The following is a 21,266-nucleotide window of genomic DNA, read 5'->3' on the forward strand; positions in this document are numbered from 1 at the left end:
TCTAATGACCACGCAATATAAGAATCTGATCAACGGCGAACTGGTGGATAACGGCAAATGGATTGATGTCGTAAACCCCGCGACCGAGCAGGTCATTGGCCAAGTGCCCGATTGTGGTCAGGCAGATTTGGACAAGGCCGTTGCCGCCGCACGCGCCGCATTCCAGACTTGGAAGAAAACCAGCGTTGAAGAACGCCGCGCTTTGTTCGCCAAAATGGCCGATGTCATCAAAGCGAACAGCGACGAGCTGATGCGCTTGCTGACGTCTGAACAGGGCAAGCCACATATGCAGGCGGGCAGCGAGATCGCCGGCTGCGTTGGCATGACGCGCGCATTGCCGATGTTGAACCTTGAAGAGAAAATTACGGAAGACAGCGACAAGCGCCTTAGCCGCACGCGCCGCGTTCCCGTGGGCGTGGTTGGCGGCATCGTGCCATGGAATTTCCCCGTGTTGATGGCGATCCAGAAAATTGTCCCGGCGCTTTTGTCCGGCTGCACCATGGTGCTGAAGCCTTCGCCATTCACGCCGCTGGCGACCTTGCGCCTCGCGGAACTGGTTGCGGGCGTATTCCCACCCGGCGTTTTGAACATCATCACCGGTGGCGACGCGTTGGGCCCATTGCTGACGTCGCATCCTGATATCGACAAGATTACCTTCACGGGTTCGACTGCCACGGGCAAGCGCGTGATGGAATCGGCGTCGAAGGATCTCAAGCGCATCACGCTTGAACTGGGCGGTAATGACGCGGCGATTGTTTTGCCCGATGCCGATGTATCCAAGGTGGCTGAAAAGCTGTTTTGGGCAAGCTTCTACAATGCAGGCCAAGTCTGCATCGCGGCCAAGCGTATCTACATTCACGAAGATATTTACGACGAATTGTCGGGCGCGATTGCGGCTTATGCCAAAGTGGTCAAGGTTGGCGATGGCGCCGAACAGGGCACAGCAATTGGCCCCATTCAGAACAAGCCGCAATATAAGCGCGTGCTTGAGCTGATTCAGGATGCCAAGGACAAGGGGTATAAGTTCCTCGCCGGCGGCGATCACGACCCATCCATCCCCGGCTATTTCGTGCCTGTAACCGTTCTCGACAACCCGCCCGAAGATGCGCGGATTGTGGCCGAAGAACAGTTCGGACCCGTGATGCCATTGATGAAGTTTTCGACCATCAACGAAGTCATCAGCCGCGCCAATGCATCAGATTACGGCCTTGCCGGTTCGATCTGGACCAGCAATCCCGAAGCTGCGGTCGAAGTGGCCGAGCAGCTGGAAACCGGAACGGTGTGGATTAACGAATCCATGCACCTTGCCCCCAATGCACCATTTGCTGGACATAAGCAGTCCGGCTTTGGCGCGGAATTGGGCGAAGAAGGTTTGCTTGAGTTCACCTACCCGCAAGTGATCACAATCGCCCGCGAAGCGGCGTAAAGTATATATTCCAGGCGTCGTCATGCTGAACTTGTTTCAGCATCTTACTTTGGAACGCACGAAGTAAGACCCTGAAACAAGTTCAGGGTGACGATTGCTTAAGACACCACAGCCAATCGTACTTGACTCTCCCCTTCCAAAGTTTAATCGTCTGATTAAATTTGAACAACAGGAGAGAGAAAATGGCAGACGCTTATATTGTGGATGCGGTTCGTACCGCTGGTGGCCGCCGCGGTGGTAAGCTTGCGGGCGTTCACCCCGTCGATTTGGGCGCTGCCGTGCTCGATTCCATTGCCGACCGTAACGATTTCGATCCTGCGGCGATTGAAGACGTCATCATGGGTTGCGTCATGCAAGGCGGCGAACAAGCCGGCGATGTCGGCCGCAATATCGTTCTGGCATCGCGTCTGCCCAATTCGATCCCATCGGTCAGCATCGACCGCCAGTGCGGATCATCGCAGCAATCGATGATGTTCGCGGCGCAAGGCGTCATGTCGGGCACGCAGGACATTGTGCTCGCCGCCGGTATCGAAAGCATGACGCGTGTCCCCATGGGTTCGACGTCGATGCTGTTCAAGAAAGAAGGCATGGGCACCTATAAGAGCCCGCGGCTCGAAGAAGCCTATCCCGGCATCATGTTCAGCCAGTTCATGGGCGCTGAAATGCTCGTGAAGAAATATGGTTTTACCCGCGAAGACCTTGACCAATTCGCGCTGGAATCCCACCAAAAAGCTATCGCTGCGACGCAAAATGGCGCCTTTGCCAATGAAATCGTCGGCATCGAAGTCGATACGCCAGAAGGCAAGATTGTCCACAATAGCGATGAAGGCATCCGCTATGATGCAACTTTTGAAAGCCTGTCGGGCGTCAAGTTGCTTCAAGAAGGCGGTTCCATCACGGCTGCGAATGCCAGCCAGATTTGTGATGGGGCTTCGGCCGTTCTGATCGTGTCTGAAAAGGCGCTGAAAGAACATGGTCTCACCCCGCGCGCGCGCATCGTCAATTTGACCGTGACCGCTGGCGACCCCGTCATCATGTTGGAAGAGCCCTTGTTCGCGACCGACCGTGCGTTCCAGCGTTCGGGCATGAAAATGTCGGACATTGACCTGTATGAAGTGAACGAAGCGTTCGCACCTGTGCCACTCGCTTGGTTGAAGCATACCGGCGGTGACCGTTCGAAAATCAACGTTCATGGTGGCGCGATCGCATTGGGCCATCCGCTTGGCGCATCGGGCACGAAGCTGATGGCGACATTGCTGAATGCGCTTGAAGCACGTGGCGGCAAATATGGTTTGCAGACGATGTGTGAAGGCGGCGGTCAGGCCAACGTTACGATCATCGAGCGGGTATAACGATTAGTCATCCACTACCGTCACCCTGAACTTGTTTCAGGGTCTTAATTTCCACCGTCAAAAAGTAAGATGCTGAAACAAGTTCAGCATGACGGTTAAAACGATCAGGAGTATTTATGAAACTGGATTCAACAGTCGCAGCAGTCGTCACCGGCGGCGCATCGGGCCTTGGTGAGGCAACCGCCCGCGCGTTGGCCGCAAAGGGTGTGAAGGTCGCCATCTTTGATTTGCAGGCCGACAAGGGCGAGGCACTTGCAGCCGAAATCGGCGGTGTATTTTGCAACGTCAATGTGACCAGCGATGAAAGCGTCGATGCCGGTTTCGCCAAGGCGCGCGCTGCGCATGGTCAGGAACGCATTTTGGTCAACTGTGCCGGCACAGGCAACGCGGCGAAGACCGCAAGCCGTTCGAAGGAAGACGGATCGATCAAGCATTTCCCGCTCGATGCCTTTGACCGCATCATCCAGATCAACTTGGTCGGCACGTTCCGCTGCATCGCCAAGTCGGCAGCGGGCATGTTGACGCTGGAGCCCATGGAAGATGGCGAACGCGGCGCGATGGTCAACACCGCCTCTGTTGCCGCTGAAGACGGCCAGATGGGTCAGGCAGCCTATTCCGCATCAAAGGGCGGCGTTGTCGGCATGACTTTGCCAATCGCACGCGACCTGATGAGCGAAGGCATTCGCGTCAACACGATTCTGCCGGGCATCTTTAACACGCCATTGATGAACGGCGCGCCTCAGGCGGTGAAAGATGCGCTTGCTGCGTCGGTTCCATTCCCGAAACGCCTCGGCCATCCGCACGAGTTCGCGCAGGTCGCCATGACCATGATCGAATGCGGCTATTTCAACGGCGAAGACGTCCGCATCGACGGCGCCATCCGTATGGCACCGCGTTGATCGCATGACCGCGTTCACCCAAATCCTTTATGATGTCGCAGATGGCATTGCGACCATCACGATGCATCGTCCCGAAAAGATGAATGCGTTTACAAATGTGATGATGCGCGAAATGTGTGCGGCATTTGATTTGGTGGACGCGGATGATGCGGTGCGCGCCGTCATCGTAACGGGTTCGGGTGACCGTGCATTTTGTGCAGGGGCCGATCTGACACCCGAGGGTGGCGGTGACGTGTTCGCGAGCCGGTCCGAAGTCGAAACGCTTTCCGATGAACGTGTACGCGATTCCGGTGGCCGGTTAACGCTGCGGATTTTCCAATGCAAAAAGCCTGTCATTGGCGCGATCAACGGCGCTGCGGTCGGCATTGGCGCGACCATGCAACTGCCCATGGACTTCCGCTTGGCCAGTGACACCGCACGATTTGGCTTTGTTTTTGCGCGTCGCGGGATTGTGCCGGAGGCTGCCTCAAGCTGGTTCTTGCCGCGGCTGGTGGGCATGCAACAGGCGCTGGAATGGTGCATGACGGGCCGGGTTTTCAACGCGGCGGAGGCACTTCAGGGTGGGCTAGTGCGTTCCATTCATGCGCCTGCAGACGTGATGGACGCAGCGCGGGCATTGGCCCGCGAAATCGCCGACAACACCGCGCCAGTGTCGATTGCCCTCACGCGGGCGATGTTGTGGCGGCTGTCCGCTGCGGAACATCCTATGGCCGCGCATCAGATTGACAGCCGTGCGATTTACCGCCGGTCACGCTCAGGCGACGCAAAGGAAGGCATTTCCAGCTTCCTTGAAAAGCGGCCACCCGTTTATCCCGATAAAGTTTCCGCAGATATGCCGGACTTCTTCCCTTGGTGGGATGAACCTGTTTATAAGTAACCCGACGTAAACGGGGAGTATGGCACCAATGGCCACGACGGGACCAAAGCTGGTGAATGAAGCGGGCGATAATGCAAAAGCGCGCGACCAGCTTATTGAAGCGGCAAGCCAGATCATGCGTGAGGGCGATACCATCGACCTTTCGCTATCGGAACTGTCGCTTCGTGCAGGCCTGAACAGTGCATTGGTCAAATATTATTTCGGCAACAAAAACGGCTTGATGCTGGCGCTGCTTGATCGCGACATGGGCAATATCGTTCTCAGTCTTGGCGCGTTGCTCGCAAAAGACATACCGCCGGAAGACAAATTGCGCATCCACATCGGTGCCGTCATCGACACATATTATGCGTTCCCTTATCTGAACCGTCTGTTGATGCGCATGGTGCGTGACAGCGCGCCGGTTGAAGCGGCCCGTATCGCGGACCTGTATCTGAAGCCTATTTCAAAGGTGTATGACGCGCTGATCGCCGAAGGCGTAAAGGCGGGAAAATTCCGCAAGCTTGATCCGCAGTTTTTCTACTTCACCGTAACGGGCGCAGCTGACCGATTTTATTCGTCACGCTTGGTGTTGCGCCACTGTTATAATCAGGACGATTTTAACGAAAATATGCGCGACGCCTATCGCGAGCACAGCATCGACCTGATTATGCGTGGGCTGCTGGTTTAGGGCTGGACTGAGCCGCGCGCCTCACAGCCCCAACGCGGCCCTAATTTCATCACCATCGGCATCCAGCATCGGCGGATGCGCATAGTTGGACGCTGGCGTTCCGGCATAATGCACCGGGTGCTTCATCGATCGATATGTGCCGATATCGGGCGACTCCAGCTCTTCGAAAAAGCCGACGTCGGCCAGATGCGGATCGGTGAGGACATCCGCCATGCGGTTATATTTCATCGCCGGGATGTCATGCTCGGCCAACAGGTCAAGCCATTCGGCGGTGGTGCGCAGCGCGCTGACTTCTTCGATCAGCGCGTATAAGTCGCCCGTGTGCTTTGTACGCTCCTGATAGGTCGCGAAACGCGGGTCGTCGAACACGTTGGGCCTGCCGCCCAGTTCAAAAAACTTCGCCCATTGCCGGTCATTATAGGGGACGATCGCGATGAAGCTGTCCTTGGTCGGATATGGCCGCCGGCGGGGGTTTACCGAACGCGTATAGCCCATACGGCCATTGCCGGGGATGAAGGTTTCGCCCCATAGATTTTCGACCATGTTGAACCAGGTGAAGCATTCGAACATGGGCACCTGAACAAATTGTCCGCCTTGCCCGCCTGCACGTGCAAGCAATGCTGCCATGGTTGCATTGGCCGCGAACAGACCGCTGACTTTATCCGCGACAAGGCTGGGCGAATAGGTTGGGCGGCCACCATCGCGCTGCTCGCTTAAGGCGGCAAAGCCGGAAGCCGCCTGAATCAGGTCGTCATAAGCCTGCCGCTCGCCATAAGCGCCGCCCGCTCCAAATCCGGCGCAGTGGACATAGACGATATTGGGGTTAATCGCCTTGACCGCCTCATAGCCAAAACCCAGTCGTTCGACCCCTGCCATGCGGACATTATGGATGAAGACATCGGCCTCCTCCAACAACGCTTCGAGAACGGCTTTGTCCTCCGGCTTTTTGATGTTGAGGTTGATGGCTTTTTTGTTGCGGTTGAGCGCGGTGAAAATGGGCCCATGCTGCTTGCTGGGCGAATCACCGCCATGGCGCATCAAGTCGCCGGGTGTGTTGCCCTCGCTATTTTCGATTTTAATGACCTCCGCGCCAAGGTCGGCCAATTGCACGGTGGCATAAGGCCCAAGGACAACCGTGGCCATGTCGACAACCTTAATCCCTTTCAACGGACCGGTTGGTTCTTTGTCCCACGTCAATTTCGGCCATTTCGCCATGTGCGCTCTCCTTATCTCTTGCATCGACTGCTAGCATATTTAAGCGTGCAGTTAAGAGATAATCGGGAGTGAATGATGAGCAATTTTGATGCAAGCGCGCCGGTCATTATTGGCGTGGGCGAAGCCAGCCGAAAGACAGTGGCCGGCGAATGGCCAAGCCCGCGCGAATTGGCTGGCGCCGCTATCAAGGTTGCACTGACCGATACGGGCCAATCCCTGTCGGTTGCAGCGGCAATTGACACCATTGCCGCGATCCGCACATTCGAAGACAGCGGCGTCAGCCTGGGCACAGGGTCGCCCGACAATGCGCCCGAAGCTTTTGGAGCGGCCGGCGGCATCAGCGCGGCGCGCCTCATCTATGCCGATGTCGGCGGCCAAAGCCCGCAGGCGATGTTGAACGAACTGGCGGGCGATATCCGCCGCGGGACCTGTGAGCTTGCCGTACTCGTGGCCGCAGAAGCCACCGGGACCGCGAAGCGCGCGCGTAAGGCGGGTGTGACGTTGGACTGGCGCTTGCCTTCGGACATAGCGTTCGACAATCGCCTTTCCAGTTTTCCGATTTTGAGCCGAACGGAAATCCGCCATGGCATCATTTCCATGCCGCTGGCGTACAGCCTGATTGAAAATGCGCGGCGGATGGAGCTGGGATTAAACGCCGACGCTTATGCACAGGAAATGGCGGCGTTGTGGTCGGCATTTTCAGCAAAAGCGGAAGGGCGGACCCACGCACAATTCCCCGGCTTTCGCGCGCCCGAAGCGATGTTGAGCGACGATAATGCCAATTATCCGCTGACGGACATTTACCGTCGCTGGCATGTGGCACAGGATGCGGTCGATCTGGGCGGTGCGATTATCCTGACCAGCGCAGGTAAGGCGCGCGATCTGGGTGTGCCGCAAGACAAATGGGTCTGGCTGGCCGGCGCGGCCGAAGCTGCTGAACCACCATTGGCAGAGCGCGGTGTCATTCACCGGTCGGCGGCGCTTGATTTTGCTATTCCGGCGGCACTTGGGCAGGCCGGAATTCAGGCCAGTGACCTTGGCCCCGTCGACATTTACAGCTGCTTTCCGTGCGCCGTATTTGCGGCCGTTGACACCATGAATGACGCGGCGCGTGCGCTTGGTGATTATACGCTGACCGGTGGCCTCAGCTTTTTCGGCGGGCCCGGCAATGGCTATAGCATGTATAATATCGCCGCGATGGTCGATGCCCTGCGCCAAGATGGTTCAAAGCCCGCTTTGGTCACTGCGAATGGCGGCGTAATGTCAAAACAGGCGGTCGGCATCTACACCGCATCGCAGCCGGACATTGCTTGGTCGGGAGAGGCGGCGAAGGGCTATGTGCCGAAACAGATCGCGCTCGATGACGCCCCACATGGCAAGGGCCGTGTACTCAGCTTTGTCCGGTCCGCGGGCAAGGACGGTTTCGGTCCGGCCACGCTCATCCTTGAAATGGAAAATGGCGCCCGTGCCATGGCGGTGCTGGACAGCACGCTCGATGGCGACCTTGGCCATAGGATCGTTGACGTCACGTCGGGTGAAAAACGCCACATGGCGACGATTTTATGATAATCTGTCGTTCAATACCTAGCGGCTATTATGTCGCGACGTGAATTCAGGAGATAGACCGATGCATATCCTCAAACTGGCTGGCCTCATACTGCCTGTGACGGTTGTTGCGGCATGCGGCCAAGTCGACCGCACACCCGCGCCGCTGACCGAGAAACAATCTGCTGTGTTGATGAAGGAAATTGGCGGCAAGGTCGCAGGGAAACCGTTAACCTGCATCAGTGATTTCAATGCCGACAATATGATCCGCGTCAGCGACAATATCGTGCTCTACCGTGTGTCAGGCCGGCTTGTGTACAAAAATGTTTTGCGGTCACCTTGTCCGGGCCTTGCCCGCGACAGTGATATCGTCGTCTCCGAACAATTTGGCAGCCAGAAATGTCGCGGTGATATTCTCCGCTTGGTGGACCGAACCAGCGGTATGACCGGCGGCATTTGTAGCCTTGGTGATTTCGTGCCCTATCGCGCCGAGAAGACTGCGGGTTAGGATGCAATAGGGCGTTGCACGGCATGAAAAGGGTATAGCGGATAAGGGTAAAGCTGCAGGGTTGCGACTTCGCGTTTGGACTGGCAAAGGGACGGTTCCAAAACGAAGCTGAAAGCAAGTAAATCCATGTCCGAGATGATCCGCATTACCCTTCCCGATGGCACTGCCCGTGAAGTCGCGCGCGGCACTACCCCGGCGGATATTGCCGCTGCTATTGGCCCCGGCCTTGCGAAGGCTGCGATCGCCGCGCGGGTGGATGGCGAATTGCGCGATATCACGCGCCCGCTTGAGGCCGATGCGCAGCTCGCACTGGTGACCAGCCGTGATGAGGCGGACGCGCTTGAACTTGCCCGCCATGACTTTGCGCATATTCTTGCCGAAGCGGTGCAGGCCTTGTTTCCCGGAACGCAAATTACTTTTGGCCCGTCGACTGATGACGGATTTTATTATGACGTGATGGCGCCTGCTTCGCGTGGCCCATTCACGATGGATGACTTGCCCGCGATTGAAGAAAAGATGCGCGACATCATTCGCGCCGATAAGCCGCTGCGCCGCGAAGTCATGGCGCGTGATGCGTTGATCGCCACATGGCAGAATGCAGGCGAAAGCTTCAAGGCGGAATGGGCGGCGGAACTGCCCGAAGGCGAAGAGCTTTCGGTCTATTGGTCGGGCAATGACTGGATGGACATGTGCCGCGGCCCGCATTTGGCGTCGACGGGTAAGCTTGATCCTGCGGCGTTTAAGCTGACGCGCGTTGCCGGTGCCTATTGGCGCGGTGACCAGAAGAACCCGCAGCTGAGCCGCATTTACGGCACCGGCTGGTTGAACAAAAAGCAGCTCGACGCGCATCTGCTGCGTCTTGAGGAAGCCGCAAAGCGCGACCATCGCCGTCTGGGTCAGGACATGGACCTGTTCCATTTGCAGCAAGAGGCGCATGGCTCGGTCTTTTGGCATCCCAATGGCTATCTGATCTGGCGCGAGCTCGAAGCCTATATGCGCCGGGCCATCGACGGCGCGGGTTACAAGGAAGTGAAAACCCCGCAGGTCATGGACGCGCGGCAATGGGAGCAATCGGGGCATTGGGGCAAATATCGCGCCAATATGTTCGTGATCCCTGACGAAGTGCCAAATGTCGATGATGAGGGTCCGGTGATTTCGGGCGACGCCGACTGGATGGCGTTGAAGCCCATGAACTGCCCTGCGCACGTTCTGATTTTCCGCCAGGGTATCAAATCCTATCGTGACCTGCCGCTGCGCATATATGAAAACGGCTGTTGCCACCGCAATGAACCACATGGTGCCTTGCATGGCCTGATGCGGGTGCGTCAGTTCACACAGGATGACGCGCATATCTTCTGCCGCGAAGACCAGATTGTGGAAGAGGTACAGGCATTTTGTGCGCTGGCCGACCGGATCTACAAGGAATTTGGTTTCACTTATTCGATCAAGCTCGCGCTGCGTCCTGACCAACGGTTCGGATCGGATGCGGATTGGGACAAGGCGGAGAATGAACTGCGCGACGCCGTTGTGCGCGCGGGCCTTGCGACGCCGGAATTTGGTTGGGAAGAATTGCCCGGCGAAGGCGCATTCTACGCGCCAAAGCTTGAGTGGCATCTGACCGACGCCATTGGCCGCACATGGCAGGTCGGAACGATCCAATCCGACCGCGTCCTGCCCGAACGTCTCGATGCAAGCTATGTCGGTGAAGATGGCGCACGTCACCGTCCGGTCATGCTGCACCGGGCGATCTTCGGCAGCTATGAACGCTTCATTGGTATATTGATCGAACATTATGCCGGTCGCTTCCCTGTGTGGTTGGCGCCTGTGCAGGCGGTCGTTGCCACCATTACGTCGGAAGCGGACGGCTATGCGCATGATGTTACGGCTAAGCTGAAAGCGGCTGGTATTCGTGTTGAGTCCGACACGCGGAACGAGAAAATCAATTACAAGGTGCGCGAACACAGCGTCGCCAAGGTACCGCATCTCCTTGTTGTTGGCATGCGTGAGGCGGAAGAGGGCAAGGTCGCCATCCGCAGCCTTGGTTCCGACGGTCAGCGCATCATGACGCTTGATGAAGCGATCGCGATGCTGTCGCATGAAGCAACCCCACCCGATATTCGCTAACGCAAATTAGTGGACAAGGAGATTGCGGTGAAGACAGTTCCCTTAACGCTCGCGGCTAGATTGCTGTTGGCGGCATGCCAAAAACCTGCCGCTGACCATGCGGCAATGGGGCATTGAACATTCACGACCTAACGGGCCTTGCCACCGCGCAATTGCTGCTGTTGTCCGCAATGACGTTTGGCGCTGCGTATATCCGTGGGCTGACTGGCTTTGGCATGGCGATCATTTTGGTGCCGTTGTTCGGGATGATTGTTACCCCGGGCGAAGCGGTCGTCATTGGCATATTGCTTCAGGTGCTGATTGGACCGGTTGGGTTAAAGGTCATATTTGCCGACGCGCATCGGCAAAGTGCGTTGATGATTGCCGCATTTGCCATGCTGGCGACACCGATTGGCGTCCTACTGCTGAAGGTCACAACGCCTGACGTTGCGCGGTTGATGATCGCGGCCATTGCCATTGGCGCGTTCGCGCTCGTTCTGCTTCCACAACGTGGCGAACTGCGCCCCGGCCCCAAAGAGACCGCAGCGACCGGGATTGCATCGGGCATCCTAACCGGCTTTGCCGCGATGCCCGGCCCGCCTGTTGTGCCATTCTACCTGCGCCAGCCAATTCCGCCCAAGGAAGCACGCGCGTCGATGATGCTCGTGTTTTTCGCCACGGCCATTGCGGGCACGATTTCGGCCTTTGCCTTGGGCTTGGCCGACGCACGCTTATTGTGGCTGTCGCTGTTGCTGTTTCCGTCTGTGCTGGCGGGCAACTGGCTGGGCGCAAAATCTTTTGGCAAAGTACCGCCTTCGTTGTGGCGCAGTTTTGTCGCTGGCATCCTTGGCCTTGCCGGAATTTCGGCGCTCATTCGGCTCTTCAACTGAGAACGTAAAAAGCTGGCTAAAAGCCGGGGCCTACTTCCCGAATTTCCGTTGCGTTTTTCCGTACCGCATTTTGCGTGTGCCGGGCTGACCTTCGGTTGATCGGCCGCGCGGGGCGGCGACATGTTGCTGGTGCGGCAGGCCAAGCTCGGTGGCTTCTAATGAGCGAATCTCATCGCGCAGACGTCCAGCCTCTTCAAACTCAAGATCTGCAGCGGCTGCACGCATCTTCTTTTCCAGGTCGTCGATATAGGCCCGCAGATTATGGCCGACGAGATTATTGGCGCCGTCGGCGTCAATTTCGATCAGCACCGAATCGCGGCTGGCGGTGTCGGCAACAATATCGTGAATGTCCCGCTTGATGGTCGCAGGCGTAATGCCATGTTCGATATTATAGGCATGCTGTTTTTCGCGGCGGCGGTCGGTTTCGCGAATCGCACGCTCCATGCTTCCCGTCATCCGGTCGGCATATAGGATAACGCGCCCTTCAACGTTACGTGCGGCGCGGCCAATGGTTTGAATGAGCGACGTTTCGCTGCGCAGGAAACCTTCCTTGTCCGCATCCAAGATCGCGACGAGCCCGCACTCCGGAATATCCAAACCCTCGCGCAGCAGGTTGATGCCGACAAGCACGTCATACACGCCGCGCCGTAAGTCACGGATCAGCTCGATACGCTCCAACGTCTCAACATCGCTGTGCATATAGCGCACGCGCAAGCCGGCCTCATGCATGAACTCGGTCAGGTCTTCGGCCATGCGCTTGGTTAGCGTGGTGACCAATGTCCGGAAACCTGCCTCTGCCGTCTTGCGGCATTCATTGATGCAATCCTGCACCTGATCCTCAACGGGTTTAATCTCGACAGGTGGGTCGATAAGCCCCGTGGGCCGGATAACCTGTTCGGCAAACACACCGCCCGATTGCTCCATTTCCCAACCGCCCGGCGTTGCAGAAACGCACACCGTTTGGGGGCGCATAATGTCCCATTCGTTGAAACGCAGCGGCCGGTTGTCGATGCAGGACGGCAGGCGGAAACCATATTCGGCGAGCGTCAGCTTGCGCCTATGGTCACCCTTGGCCATCGCGCCGATTTGCGGCACCGTCTGGTGGCTTTCGTCGACAAACAGCAACGCATTGTCAGGCAGATATTCAAACAAAGTGGGGGGCGGCTCACCCGGCAGGCGGCCCGTTAAAAAGCGCGAGTAATTTTCGATGCCTGCGCAACTGCCGGTCGCCGCGATCATTTCCAGATCGAAATTCGTCCGCTCCTCAAGCCGCTGCGCTTCCAGCAATTTGCCTTCGGACACCAGTTCTTTCAGCCGCTCTGTAAGTTCGAACCGAATGGCTTCGCTCGCCTGCTTCATCGTTGGGCCGGGCGTCACATAGTGGCTGTTCGCGTACACGCGTACACTGTTCAGCTTGGCGCCTGTCGTCCCCGTCAGCGGGTCGAACTCGGCGATTTCCTCAATCTCGTCGCCAAAGAAACTGACGCGCCATGCCATGTCTTCATAATGCGACGGGAAGATTTCCAGATTGTCGCCCCGCACACGGAAATTGCCGCGGGCAAATCCGGTGTCGTTGCGCTTATATTGTAACGCGACGAGCTTGCGGATCAATTCGCGCTGATCGACGCTTTCGCCTGCCTTCAGGTCGAATATCATCGCCGAATAGGTTTCCACCGAACCGATACCGTAAATACACGACACGGACGCAACGATGATAACATCATCACGTTCAAGCAACGACCGCGTCGCCGAATGGCGCATACGGTCAATGGCCTCGTTTACGCTCGATTCCTTCTCAATATAGGTGTCGCTGCGCGGGACATAGGCTTCGGGCTGGTAATAGTCATAATAGCTGACGAAATATTCGACGGCATTGTCGGGGAAGAAGCTTTTGAATTCACCATATAGCTGCGCGGCCAAAATCTTGTTCGGCGCAAGGATCAACGCGGGCCGTTGCAACGCCTCAATGACTTTAGCGACGGTAAACGTCTTGCCGGACCCCGTAACACCCAAAAGGACCTGATTCTTCTCGCCGGTCAGCGCGGTTGTCACCAGTTCTTTGATTGCAGTTGGCTGGTCGCCCGCAGGTTCATAATCGGAAACGATTTTGAAAGGGCGACCCCCTTCAAGCTTGGACGGGCGTTCCGGCCTGTGCGGGGTGAAGCTGCCAACCGTGTCCGGTTCTTCCAGCCCACGGCGGATAATCAATTCAGCCATGTTCGCTATATGTGCTGTAGCTGGTGCAAGGGCAAGAGTGTGCGGCGGCTTTATGCGAAAAACGTCATCTAAGTTATCACGTTGGCCACGGAACGCCAAAACCACAAAAGGGGTTCTGATCGCCTGTTGCCTTTTTGATAAGTCAGCGACACAAGACGGAAATGAACACAGAGCGAGAAAGGCAACCCATGCACAAGTTCCTTTTATTGGGTGTTGCGGCGTTGGCGATTTCAGCCTGTTCGGACAAAGGCGCTGACACCGACAGCAAAGAGCGCGCCGCCGACATGGATGATGACGCGTTCATCCCGATGAAGGCCGGGCAGTGGGAAACCAAGTTTGTCTTCACCGACATTGACGTGCCGACGCTGGGCAAAGCGGAAAAGCAGCAGATCATGGATGAGGTCGCCAAGAGCGCGTCGAGCCGCAGCTGCCTGACTGAAGCAGAAGCCAAAAAGCCAAGTGCGGATTTCTTTGGCGGCAATGGCGGGGAGAAATGCGTGTATAAGGCATTTGACGTTTCTGGCCAAAATGTCCGGTTGAAGCTGTCATGCGGCATGGAAGGCATGGGCAGTGTCGACATGGAACTTGCGGGCGTCATGGGCGAAACCGAATTCAATTATGACAGCAAGTTCGATGTCCGTCTGCCGATGATTGGCAAGGTGAAGATGCAGGGTAAGGCAAGCGGCAAATATTTAGGCGCCTGTCCGGCGGCATGATGCAGCGGATAAGGCAGTCTTGGAGTAAGGCGCAAGTCGCGTCTCTGGCCACGGCTTTGTCGATCTTTGCGGCGGCGCTTGGGGGCAGCGCAACAACGCCCGCTTCGGCTGAACTCGCGCTTCCTGCGGCGGCTGAGGTCCGCGTTGATTTTACCGCTGACAGCATCACGCACGGGGTCGCTCAAGGGGATGCTGGTGTTGCAGGCCGTCCCGTAACGCTGGATGACCCTGCGCGCGTGGCTTCGATCTCGAAACTGGTGGTGGCCATTGCGGCGATGCGGCTGGCGGAGCAGGGTGTGCTTGATCTTGACCGTGATGTTGGTCTTTATCTGGGCTGGCCCGTTCGCAATCCAGCCTTCCCCGATGTGCCGGTGACCATGCGCGCCTTGCTGTCTCACCAAAGCGGGCTGCGCGACTCTGTCGATTATATCGTGCCGCTGGATGGCGAGCTGTCCAACGTCATTGCCAATCCAAAAGCGTGGGATGGGGCCCACCCGCCGGGCAGTTATTTTTCCTATGCCAATATCAATTCGCCCGTGATCGCGGCGGTGCTGGAAAGCGCCGCGGGCGAACGGTTTGACCGGTTGATGGCGCGGCTGGTGCTGACACCGCTTGGGCTGGATGCCTGCTACAATTGGGGTGCGGGGTGCAGCGAGGGACGGCGTGCGCAAGCGGTCACTTTGTTGCGCCCAAATGGCGATTTGGCGCGCGATGCCGCCATGAAGGGGCCTGACCCTTGCGCGGTGTATCCGGCAACCAACGGCAGTTGTGATGTTGATGCGCTGTATGTTCTTGGCCGCAATGGTTCGGCGTTCAGCCCGCAAGGCGGCCTGCGCATTTCGGCACGCGATCTTGCCAAAGTGGGCCAGCTGCTTTTGCGCCAAGGCGCGCCATTATTGTCGAAAAAAAGCTTTGCCGAAATGACAGCGCCAGTTTGGACGTTCAATGGTTCAAATGGCGACGACGACAAGGGCTATTTCACGGCATATGGCCTTGGTGTGCATTGGTTGGAGGACAATGCGGGCAATCGATGGTTTGGCCATGTCGGTGAGGCATATTCGCTACGTGCCGGGTTTTGGATTAATCCTGCGCAAGGCAAGGGATTTTACCGCTATGTGACGATGGTCGATGAATTTTCACCCGTCGGGCATTGCTTTGACCGGTGCCCGTGATAGCGTAGCATTTAAACCGAGGCGGCCTGACCCAACGGGAAAATTAAGCCGCCGCATAACAAAACACTGCGCGCCACATGGTGACGCAGACACAATAAGGGGCAGGATTATGATGAAAAAGACTTTATTGGGCGCGCTTTTGACAAGCGCATTAATGGCCGCACCAGCGGCGGCCCGCCCGGATTATGCGGATGCCGTCAAGGCAGACTATGACAAGTCGCTCGCCAGCCTGTGGGATCATTTCCACCGCAATCCTGAACTGTCGTTCCGCGAATATAAGACCGCTGCCCGGATGGCACAGGAATTGCGCACCGTGCCTGGCATGATCGTGACCGAAAAGGTTGGCGGAACCGGCGTTGTCGGCATGCTGAAAAATGGCGATGGTCCAGTCGTGCTTGTCCGTGCGGACATGGACGGATTGCCGGTGCAGGAACGCTCGGGCCTCGCCAACAGCTCGACCGTCAGACAGGTTGGCGTTGATGGCCTTGAAATGCCCGTCATGCATGCCTGCGGCCATGATGTACACATTACCTCTTTGCTCGGTACGGCACGGCAAATGGCGCGCATGAAAGACCGGTGGAAAGGCACAATCCTGTTCATCGTCCAGCCCGCTGAAGAGCGCGTTGGCGGTGCCAAGGCCATGGTGCAGGACGGGCTATATACCCGTTTTCCGAAGCCTGATTATGCGCTTGCCTTCCACGTGGCAGCAGAATTGGAAACCGGTAAAATCGCAGCAGCAGAGGGTATTCAATATTCGTCCGCTGACAGCGTCGACATCCGCGTACCCGGTATCGCCACGCACGGCGCTGCGCCGCATCTTGGCCGTGACCCCGTCTACATCGCGTCGCAGATCGTCGTTGGCCTGCAATCGGTCATCAGCCGCGAAAAGGGTCCCTTGGACGCTGGCGTGATTACCGTTGGCGCATTCCATGCCGGGACAAAGCATAACATCATTTCGGAATATGCCGATTTACAGGTGACCGTGCGTGCCAATAGCCAAGCGGTTCGAGATCAGCTGATTGCCTCGATTGAGCGTGTGGCAAAGGGTATTGGCGCGGCCAATGGTTTGCCTGCGGATAAATTGCCTATCGTAAAGGTGAGCGAAAGCACACCCGTCACCGTCAATGACGCTGCGCTTGCCCGCCGCTTGAACGGTGCAATTGCGACGGCATTGGGTAGCGACGTTGTTGTGCCATTCCACCAAAGCAACATGGGCGCAGAGGATTTCGCATTTTTCGTCGATCAGCAATTTGGCATCCCGGGATATTATTTCGCGGTCGGCGGGACAAATCCCCAATGGATTGCAGCTGCGAAAAATGGCGGACCAGCCGTGGCCGGTCACCATTCGCCCTTGTTCAAGATTGATCCCGAACCGTCGGTCCGCTTGGGCATTGAAGCGATGACAGCTGCCGCGTTGGACTTGCTCGGAACAGGCAAGAACTGATTGCGGATATCTGGCAGGTTACGGAGCGGCGACAATGGCGCGAAAAAATCGCGATTTTTATGACTCTGACGAAGAGTCCATTGCGCCCGAAGTAACCTGCTGGCTGTGTTCGCGCCCGATGGGTGAGGTCACCGAATGGCATCATCCTGTGCCCAAAAGCCGGGGTGGCAAGGAACGGCAGCCGGTGCACCCGATTTGCCATCGGACCATTCATGCCAATTTCACCAACAGCGATCTCGAAAAGCGTTTTGCAACCGTTGATGCGTTGTTGGCGCATGAGGAAATCGGACGGTTCGTGGCATGGATTGCCAACAAACCGTCCGACTTTAACGCGCCGACGAAGGACCGGCGTTAGCCCGCTTTTTCAGGCATCATCGACGAGTGCAGGTGGTCGATTTTCCACTTTCCATCTTCAATACGATAGATGAACGAATAACGGGCCTTGATGTCTGTTTTCGCACCCGTTGAAGGGTCTGTTACGGTTACCGTCCAAGTGCCGAGCCGTGCTGCCATGTTGCAACCGATTTTGACCGTGCTGCTGTTGATGGTTCCCACTGGGCTGGGTTTTAGGAAGCCGACGAAATAGTCACGGATACCCGCATGGTCGGTGCGTGGCGTGTTGGAAACGGTCGCCAGCAGGACTGCGTCCTTTGTGAACAAGCTGGTGACCGTATCCGGATTTTTGGATGCCCAAGCATTGTTGAAATCATTGAACAGCGATTCGACTTGCGCTTGGTTGACGACCGCGCACTGCATGGGTGTTGCAGTTTTAGCTTGAGCCGGAATGGCGATTACCGATGCAACTGCAACAGCACTTAACATAAATTTATTCATCTCAGTTTTCTCCTCTTGGTCGTTAAAGTAAAAACTAAAGCGTGTGATGTGATTGATCCTGTCCGCGCGTTTTCCAGAGCGAAAAGAATATGCCTCCCAAAATCAGGGCAAAGGTGACGCCCAGGCTTAGGACGGGCGGGAACTTGTCGCCGTCCATCACAAAGTCTGAAACGAAGATCTTCGAACCGATGAAGACCAAAACCAGTGCCAGCGCATATTTGAGATAATGGAAACGATGGACCATCGCGGCGAGTGCGAAATACAAGGCACGCAGGCCCAAAATCGCCATGATGTTTGACGTGTACACAATGAACGTGTCGGTAGTTATGGCAAATATCGCCGGTACCGAGTCTACCGCGAACACAAGGTCGGCGAGGTTGATGACGACAAGCGCGAGGAACAATGGCGTCGCAGCGCGCACCATCTTGCCGGTCTTGTCATCTGCTACCTTCACAAAGAACTTCTCGTCATGAAGCTCTTTGGTCACGCGCATATGCCGTGAAATAAATTTGACCACCGGGTTCTTGGCGACATCCATTTCCTCATCGCCAGAAAACAGCATCTTGATGCCGGTTCCAATCAGGAAGGCCGCGAAGATATACAGCGTCCAATAATATTCCTGCACGATCGCGGCGCCCGCGGCGATCATCAGGCCACGCAGGACGATGACGGCGATAATGCCCCATAGCAATGCGCGGTATTGGTACTTTCGTGGAATCGCGAAGAAGGTGAAAATCAGGCTGATGACAAAGACATTATCAATCGACAGCGCCTTTTCGATGAAAAAGCCTGTGTAATATTTCATGCCCATGTCTGCCCCCTTTTGGAACCAGACCCAAAGGCCGAACAGCATCGCAATACTGATGTAAAACGCCGACAGCTTCAGGCTTTCGGCGATGCCCATCTCTTTGTCTTCCTTGTGCAAAATGCCAAGGTCAAACGCGGTGAGCGTGATTACGATGCCGATAAAGGCCAACCAGAACCAAACCGGTGTGCCCAGCCAGTCCATCATCAAAAATTCCATGAAATCATTCCCTGTATTGTACGTGCCGACGCCGCGCAGATTTAAATGCGCGCGGCGTCAGCTTTAAAATTACGTCTTTTTAAGGCGCAGACGACGGCCAAAGGAGGTGTGCGCGTGGCGCGCCAACCGATCCTTGATCGCAAGCTTCAACCGCTTCAGTTTCTGGATTCGAAACACGTCTGGCCAACGCCGTGAAATTTCGGCGCGCAGTTCGCGATCAATTTTTTGGTGATATTGCATCAATCGAAATGACGAAAAAGTCATGACTACATCCTCTTGAACATTGTTTAAGTTCAATCGGATGTTCCGGGCAAAGCCTAGCGTATTTCGGGGGTTTGAAGACCGCCTGACCAATGCACCGGAAACATCCGATGCGGCCGACATCACGTTCCTTCCGAAGAAGCGAAGCGCCAGAGGGGCCCGGTCCGCCTGCACCTTCTGGAGTAAATCCGTCCGAATTACAAGCCCGTTTTGATCGCCCCTACTCGGTTCGGCGAATTAATCCCTCAACAGGTCGTTGATTGCGGTCTTTGCGCGGGTCTGTGCATCGACGCGTTTGACGATGACCGCGCAGGAAAGGTGTGGACCCGGGCTGCCGTCAGGAAGCGCTTTACCTGGGAGCGAACCCGGCACAACAACCGAATAGGCCGGTACGCGGCCCACAAAGACTTCGCCGGTTGTCCGGTCAATAATCTTGCTAGTGGAGCTAATGAAAACACCCATCGAAAGCACTGCGCCTTCTTCGATGACGACGCCCTCGACAACTTCTGACCGTGCGCCAATGAAGCAATTGTCTTCAATGATGACAGGGCCAGCCTGAAGCGGTTCAAGTACGCCGCCAATGCCGACGCCGCCCGACAGATGGACATTTTTACCAATTTGCGCGCAGCTTCCGACCGTTGCCCATGTGTCGACCATGGTGCCTTCATCAACGCGTGCGCCGATATTTACAAAGCTGGGCATCAACACAACATTCTTGCCGATGAAGCTGCCGCGCCGCGCGACGGCGCCGGGCACAACGCGGAATCCAGCGTCCCGGAAGCGGTTTTCGCCCCATCCTGCAAATTTGGAAGGGACCTTGTCATAGGCAGGTGCGCCAGCTGCGCCGCCGTCAACCACGACATTGTCATTCAACCGGAACGACAACAAAACAGCCTTTTTCAGCCATTGGTTGACCTGCCAATTACCATCCAGCTTTTCCGCAACGCGCAGTGACCCGTCATCAAGGCCAGCCAATGCTGTTTGTACGGCGTCGCGCACCTCGCCTTGGGTTGCGCTGCTGATCCCGTCACGGGCGTCCCATGCGGCGTCAATGATGGCGGTTAGTTGTTCAGTCATGCGGCTCTTTCAAAGCTGTGAATTTCCGATAGCCAGTGGGTCACATCGGAAATTTCATGGTCGATATGGTCTTGATGGGCTGCGCTATCAGCTTCGTCTTCATGTTTCACCCAAATTGTGCGCATGCCCAACGCTTTGGCCGGCACGAGATTATGTGCGGAATCTTCCACAAAAAGTGCCCGTGTGGCGTCGATCCTCAATTCGCTGCACAAGGCGTCATAACTGCCAGCGAATGGCTTTGGCATATGCTGCATCCGGTGGATGTCGAAAATATCCTCGAACACATTGTCCAGTCCGCGGGCGGTCAACACGCGCTGGGCATAAGGTGCGTCGGCGTTGGTAAAGATAATTTTGCGGCCCGGTAAAGCATTAATATGCCCACGCAAATCCGGCGCTGGTTGCAACAAGCTCAGGTCAACCTCATGGACGAAATCGAGATAGCCGTAAGGGTCAACCGCATGTTCGGCCATCAGTCCGCCCAACGTCGTGCCGTATTTCTTCCAATAACGATGCCGGATTTCATGCGCCTCGACGGAGCCAATTTGGAAATGATTCTCGACATATAGCGCAATACGATCCCGGATCTGCGCCATGATATTCGCCTCCGGGCCATATAAGGTGAGGTCGAGATCAAAGATCCATGTGTCGATATCGGTGAAATATGATTGCATAGCCTGCGCGTAACAACCCGTTGGGAATATCTCAATCAACATATTCAGGCTGACGAAAGCGATTTGTGTGTAAAAGGGTGCTCCCGGATAGAGGGTTTGCAAGGTCATGAGTTCAGCTTTGATTGATCGTAAGCTGGTAATCGGTGGGTCGATTATATGTGCATTGTCGCTTTCTGCCTGCGGCGGTGGCGGCGGAGGCGTCAATTCGACACCACCTGCACCGCCCGCACCCCCTCCGGTTGTGGCGCCGCCCCCTCCTCCACCTCCACCTCCTCCACCGCCTCCACCACCTCCGCCGCCAAATTTTGCGACAGCGGAATTTAATCGGTCGGACGGTCCGGGCTTTCACAACGCGATAACGGCCTATC

At 56.5% G+C, this 21,266-nt stretch carries 20 protein-coding genes; 13 read left to right on the plus strand and 7 right to left on the minus strand.

Going from position 1 to position 21,266, the window contains the following annotated elements:
- Nucleotides 1-4: 4 nt before the first annotated feature.
- The 5 genes from GGR91_RS00435 to GGR91_RS00455 all read left to right on the plus strand — a co-directional run bounded on the left by GGR91_RS00435 (nt 5) and on the right by GGR91_RS00455 (nt 5,221).
- Nucleotides 5-1,426 (plus strand): aldehyde dehydrogenase family protein, encoded by a 1,422-nt coding sequence (locus GGR91_RS00435; RefSeq protein ID WP_183939018.1) that lies wholly within the window; start codon nt 5-7, stop codon nt 1,424-1,426.
- Between the two features lie 182 nt (nt 1,427-1,608).
- Nucleotides 1,609-2,778, plus strand: a complete 1,170-nt coding sequence (locus tag GGR91_RS00440) for an acetyl-CoA C-acetyltransferase (RefSeq protein ID WP_183939020.1) — start codon at nt 1,609-1,611, stop codon at nt 2,776-2,778.
- Nucleotides 2,779-2,894: 116 nt separating this feature from the next.
- A complete protein-coding gene (locus tag GGR91_RS00445; protein ID WP_183939022.1) occupies nt 2,895-3,677 on the plus strand; it encodes an SDR family NAD(P)-dependent oxidoreductase in 783 nt (260 codons plus the stop codon).
- Between the two features lie 4 nt (nt 3,678-3,681).
- A complete protein-coding gene (locus GGR91_RS00450) occupies nt 3,682-4,554 on the plus strand; it encodes a crotonase/enoyl-CoA hydratase family protein (protein ID WP_183939024.1) in 873 nt (290 codons plus the stop codon).
- Nucleotides 4,555-4,573: 19 nt separating this feature from the next.
- On the plus strand, nt 4,574-5,221 hold the full coding sequence (locus GGR91_RS00455; RefSeq protein ID WP_246336985.1) for a TetR family transcriptional regulator: 648 nt from the start codon (nt 4,574-4,576) through the stop codon (nt 5,219-5,221).
- Nucleotides 5,222-5,242: 21 nt separating this feature from the next.
- Here GGR91_RS00455 and GGR91_RS00460 read toward each other — a convergent pair whose 3' ends face one another.
- Nucleotides 5,243-6,436 carry a CaiB/BaiF CoA transferase family protein gene (locus tag GGR91_RS00460; RefSeq protein WP_183939026.1) on the minus strand — a complete coding sequence of 398 codons (1,194 nt, stop codon included), beginning with the start codon at nt 6,434-6,436 and terminating at the stop codon, nt 5,243-5,245.
- A gap of 72 nt (nt 6,437-6,508) precedes the next feature.
- On the opposite strand from GGR91_RS00460, the gene GGR91_RS00465 reads away from it, so the two are divergent.
- The 4 genes from GGR91_RS00465 to GGR91_RS00480 all read left to right on the plus strand — a co-directional run bounded on the left by GGR91_RS00465 (nt 6,509) and on the right by GGR91_RS00480 (nt 11,482).
- Nucleotides 6,509-8,002 carry a hypothetical protein gene (locus GGR91_RS00465; protein ID WP_183939028.1) on the plus strand — a complete coding sequence of 498 codons (1,494 nt, stop codon included), beginning with the start codon at nt 6,509-6,511 and terminating at the stop codon, nt 8,000-8,002.
- Nucleotides 8,003-8,063: 61 nt separating this feature from the next.
- Nucleotides 8,064-8,489 (plus strand): hypothetical protein, encoded by a 426-nt coding sequence (locus tag GGR91_RS00470; RefSeq protein ID WP_246336986.1) that lies wholly within the window; start codon nt 8,064-8,066, stop codon nt 8,487-8,489.
- Nucleotides 8,490-8,615: 126 nt separating this feature from the next.
- Nucleotides 8,616-10,613 carry a threonine--tRNA ligase gene (thrS, locus tag GGR91_RS00475; protein ID WP_183939030.1) on the plus strand — a complete coding sequence of 666 codons (1,998 nt, stop codon included), beginning with the start codon at nt 8,616-8,618 and terminating at the stop codon, nt 10,611-10,613.
- 113 nt (nt 10,614-10,726) lie between these two features.
- Complete coding sequence (locus tag GGR91_RS00480; RefSeq protein WP_246336987.1) at nt 10,727-11,482, plus strand: sulfite exporter TauE/SafE family protein; 756 nt, start codon at nt 10,727-10,729, stop codon at nt 11,480-11,482.
- 30 nt (nt 11,483-11,512) lie between these two features.
- Here the strand turns inward: GGR91_RS00480 and uvrB are convergent, their stop codons facing one another.
- Entirely contained in the window at nt 11,513-13,699 is a 2,187-nt protein-coding gene (uvrB, locus tag GGR91_RS00485; protein WP_183939032.1) for an excinuclease ABC subunit UvrB, read from the minus strand.
- Nucleotides 13,700-13,887: 188 nt separating this feature from the next.
- Between uvrB and GGR91_RS00490 the strand changes: the two genes are divergently transcribed.
- From GGR91_RS00490 to GGR91_RS00505, 4 genes are all read left to right on the plus strand, one after another.
- Nucleotides 13,888-14,415: a DUF3617 domain-containing protein gene (locus tag GGR91_RS00490; RefSeq protein ID WP_183939034.1), complete on the plus strand. Its 528-nt coding sequence runs from the start codon at nt 13,888-13,890 to the stop codon at nt 14,413-14,415.
- A complete protein-coding gene (locus GGR91_RS00495; protein ID WP_183939036.1) occupies nt 14,412-15,587 on the plus strand; it encodes a serine hydrolase domain-containing protein in 1,176 nt (391 codons plus the stop codon). Before GGR91_RS00490 ends, GGR91_RS00495 begins: the two co-directional genes overlap by 4 nt.
- Nucleotides 15,588-15,696: 109 nt before the next feature.
- Nucleotides 15,697-17,031: an amidohydrolase gene (locus tag GGR91_RS00500; RefSeq protein ID WP_246336988.1), complete on the plus strand. Its 1,335-nt coding sequence runs from the start codon at nt 15,697-15,699 to the stop codon at nt 17,029-17,031.
- A 34-nt stretch (nt 17,032-17,065) separates the two neighbouring features.
- Nucleotides 17,066-17,386 (plus strand): HNH endonuclease, encoded by a 321-nt coding sequence (locus GGR91_RS00505; RefSeq protein ID WP_183939038.1) that lies wholly within the window; start codon nt 17,066-17,068, stop codon nt 17,384-17,386.
- Here the strand turns inward: GGR91_RS00505 and GGR91_RS00510 are convergent.
- From GGR91_RS00510 to GGR91_RS00530, 5 genes are all read right to left on the minus strand, one after another.
- Entirely contained in the window at nt 17,383-17,865 is a 483-nt protein-coding gene (locus tag GGR91_RS00510) for an SgcJ/EcaC family oxidoreductase (protein ID WP_183939040.1), read from the minus strand. The genes GGR91_RS00505 and GGR91_RS00510 overlap by 4 nt on opposite strands.
- A 34-nt stretch (nt 17,866-17,899) precedes the next feature.
- Nucleotides 17,900-18,889 (minus strand): TerC family protein, encoded by a 990-nt coding sequence (locus tag GGR91_RS00515; protein ID WP_183939042.1) that lies wholly within the window; start codon nt 18,887-18,889, stop codon nt 17,900-17,902.
- 69 nt (nt 18,890-18,958) lie between these two features.
- Nucleotides 18,959-19,153, minus strand: a complete 195-nt coding sequence (locus GGR91_RS00520; RefSeq protein WP_183939044.1) for a DUF465 domain-containing protein — start codon at nt 19,151-19,153, stop codon at nt 18,959-18,961.
- Nucleotides 19,154-19,387: 234 nt separating this feature from the next.
- On the minus strand, nt 19,388-20,227 hold the full coding sequence (gene dapD, locus GGR91_RS00525) for a 2,3,4,5-tetrahydropyridine-2,6-dicarboxylate N-succinyltransferase (protein ID WP_183939046.1): 840 nt from the start codon (nt 20,225-20,227) through the stop codon (nt 19,388-19,390).
- Entirely contained in the window at nt 20,224-21,006 is a 783-nt protein-coding gene (locus GGR91_RS00530; protein ID WP_183939048.1) for a pyrimidine 5'-nucleotidase, read from the minus strand. The genes dapD and GGR91_RS00530 overlap by 4 nt, the downstream gene beginning before the upstream one ends.
- Between the last annotated feature and the right edge of the window lie 260 nt (nt 21,007-21,266).

The organism is Sphingorhabdus rigui (genome assembly GCF_014196595.1).
GTDB lineage: Bacteria > Pseudomonadota > Alphaproteobacteria > Sphingomonadales > Sphingomonadaceae > Sphingorhabdus_B > Sphingorhabdus_B rigui.

Bases quoted from the DNA above. Each gene is read 5' to 3' on its own strand.
- GGR91_RS00435 (WP_183939018.1), top strand. From the start codon at position 5: ATGACCACGCAATATAAGAATCTGATCAACGGCGAACTGGTGGATAAC.
- GGR91_RS00440 (WP_183939020.1), top strand. From the start codon at position 1,609: ATGGCAGACGCTTATATTGTGGATGCGGTTCGTACCGCTGGTGGCCGC.
- GGR91_RS00445 (WP_183939022.1), top strand. From the start codon at position 2,895: ATGAAACTGGATTCAACAGTCGCAGCAGTCGTCACCGGCGGCGCATCG.
- GGR91_RS00450 (WP_183939024.1), top strand. From the start codon at position 3,682: ATGACCGCGTTCACCCAAATCCTTTATGATGTCGCAGATGGCATTGCG.
- GGR91_RS00455 (WP_246336985.1), top strand. From the start codon at position 4,574: ATGGCACCAATGGCCACGACGGGACCAAAGCTGGTGAATGAAGCGGGC.
- GGR91_RS00460 (WP_183939026.1), bottom strand. From the start codon at position 6,436: ATGGCGAAATGGCCGAAATTGACGTGGGACAAAGAACCAACCGGTCCG.
- GGR91_RS00465 (WP_183939028.1), top strand. From the start codon at position 6,509: ATGATGAGCAATTTTGATGCAAGCGCGCCGGTCATTATTGGCGTGGGC.
- GGR91_RS00470 (WP_246336986.1), top strand. From the start codon at position 8,064: ATGCATATCCTCAAACTGGCTGGCCTCATACTGCCTGTGACGGTTGTT.
- thrS (WP_183939030.1), top strand. From the start codon at position 8,616: ATGTCCGAGATGATCCGCATTACCCTTCCCGATGGCACTGCCCGTGAA.
- uvrB (WP_183939032.1), bottom strand. From the start codon at position 13,699: ATGGCTGAATTGATTATCCGCCGTGGGCTGGAAGAACCGGACACGGTT.
- GGR91_RS00490 (WP_183939034.1), top strand. From the start codon at position 13,888: ATGCACAAGTTCCTTTTATTGGGTGTTGCGGCGTTGGCGATTTCAGCC.
- GGR91_RS00495 (WP_183939036.1), top strand. From the start codon at position 14,412: ATGATGCAGCGGATAAGGCAGTCTTGGAGTAAGGCGCAAGTCGCGTCT.
- GGR91_RS00500 (WP_246336988.1), top strand. From the start codon at position 15,697: ATGATGAAAAAGACTTTATTGGGCGCGCTTTTGACAAGCGCATTAATG.
- GGR91_RS00505 (WP_183939038.1), top strand. From the start codon at position 17,066: ATGGCGCGAAAAAATCGCGATTTTTATGACTCTGACGAAGAGTCCATT.
- GGR91_RS00510 (WP_183939040.1), bottom strand. From the start codon at position 17,865: ATGAATAAATTTATGTTAAGTGCTGTTGCAGTTGCATCGGTAATCGCC.
- GGR91_RS00515 (WP_183939042.1), bottom strand. From the start codon at position 18,889: ATGGAATTTTTGATGATGGACTGGCTGGGCACACCGGTTTGGTTCTGG.
- GGR91_RS00520 (WP_183939044.1), bottom strand. From the start codon at position 19,153: ATGACTTTTTCGTCATTTCGATTGATGCAATATCACCAAAAAATTGAT.
- dapD (WP_183939046.1), bottom strand. From the start codon at position 20,227: ATGACTGAACAACTAACCGCCATCATTGACGCCGCATGGGACGCCCGT.
- GGR91_RS00530 (WP_183939048.1), bottom strand. From the start codon at position 21,006: ATGACCTTGCAAACCCTCTATCCGGGAGCACCCTTTTACACACAAATC.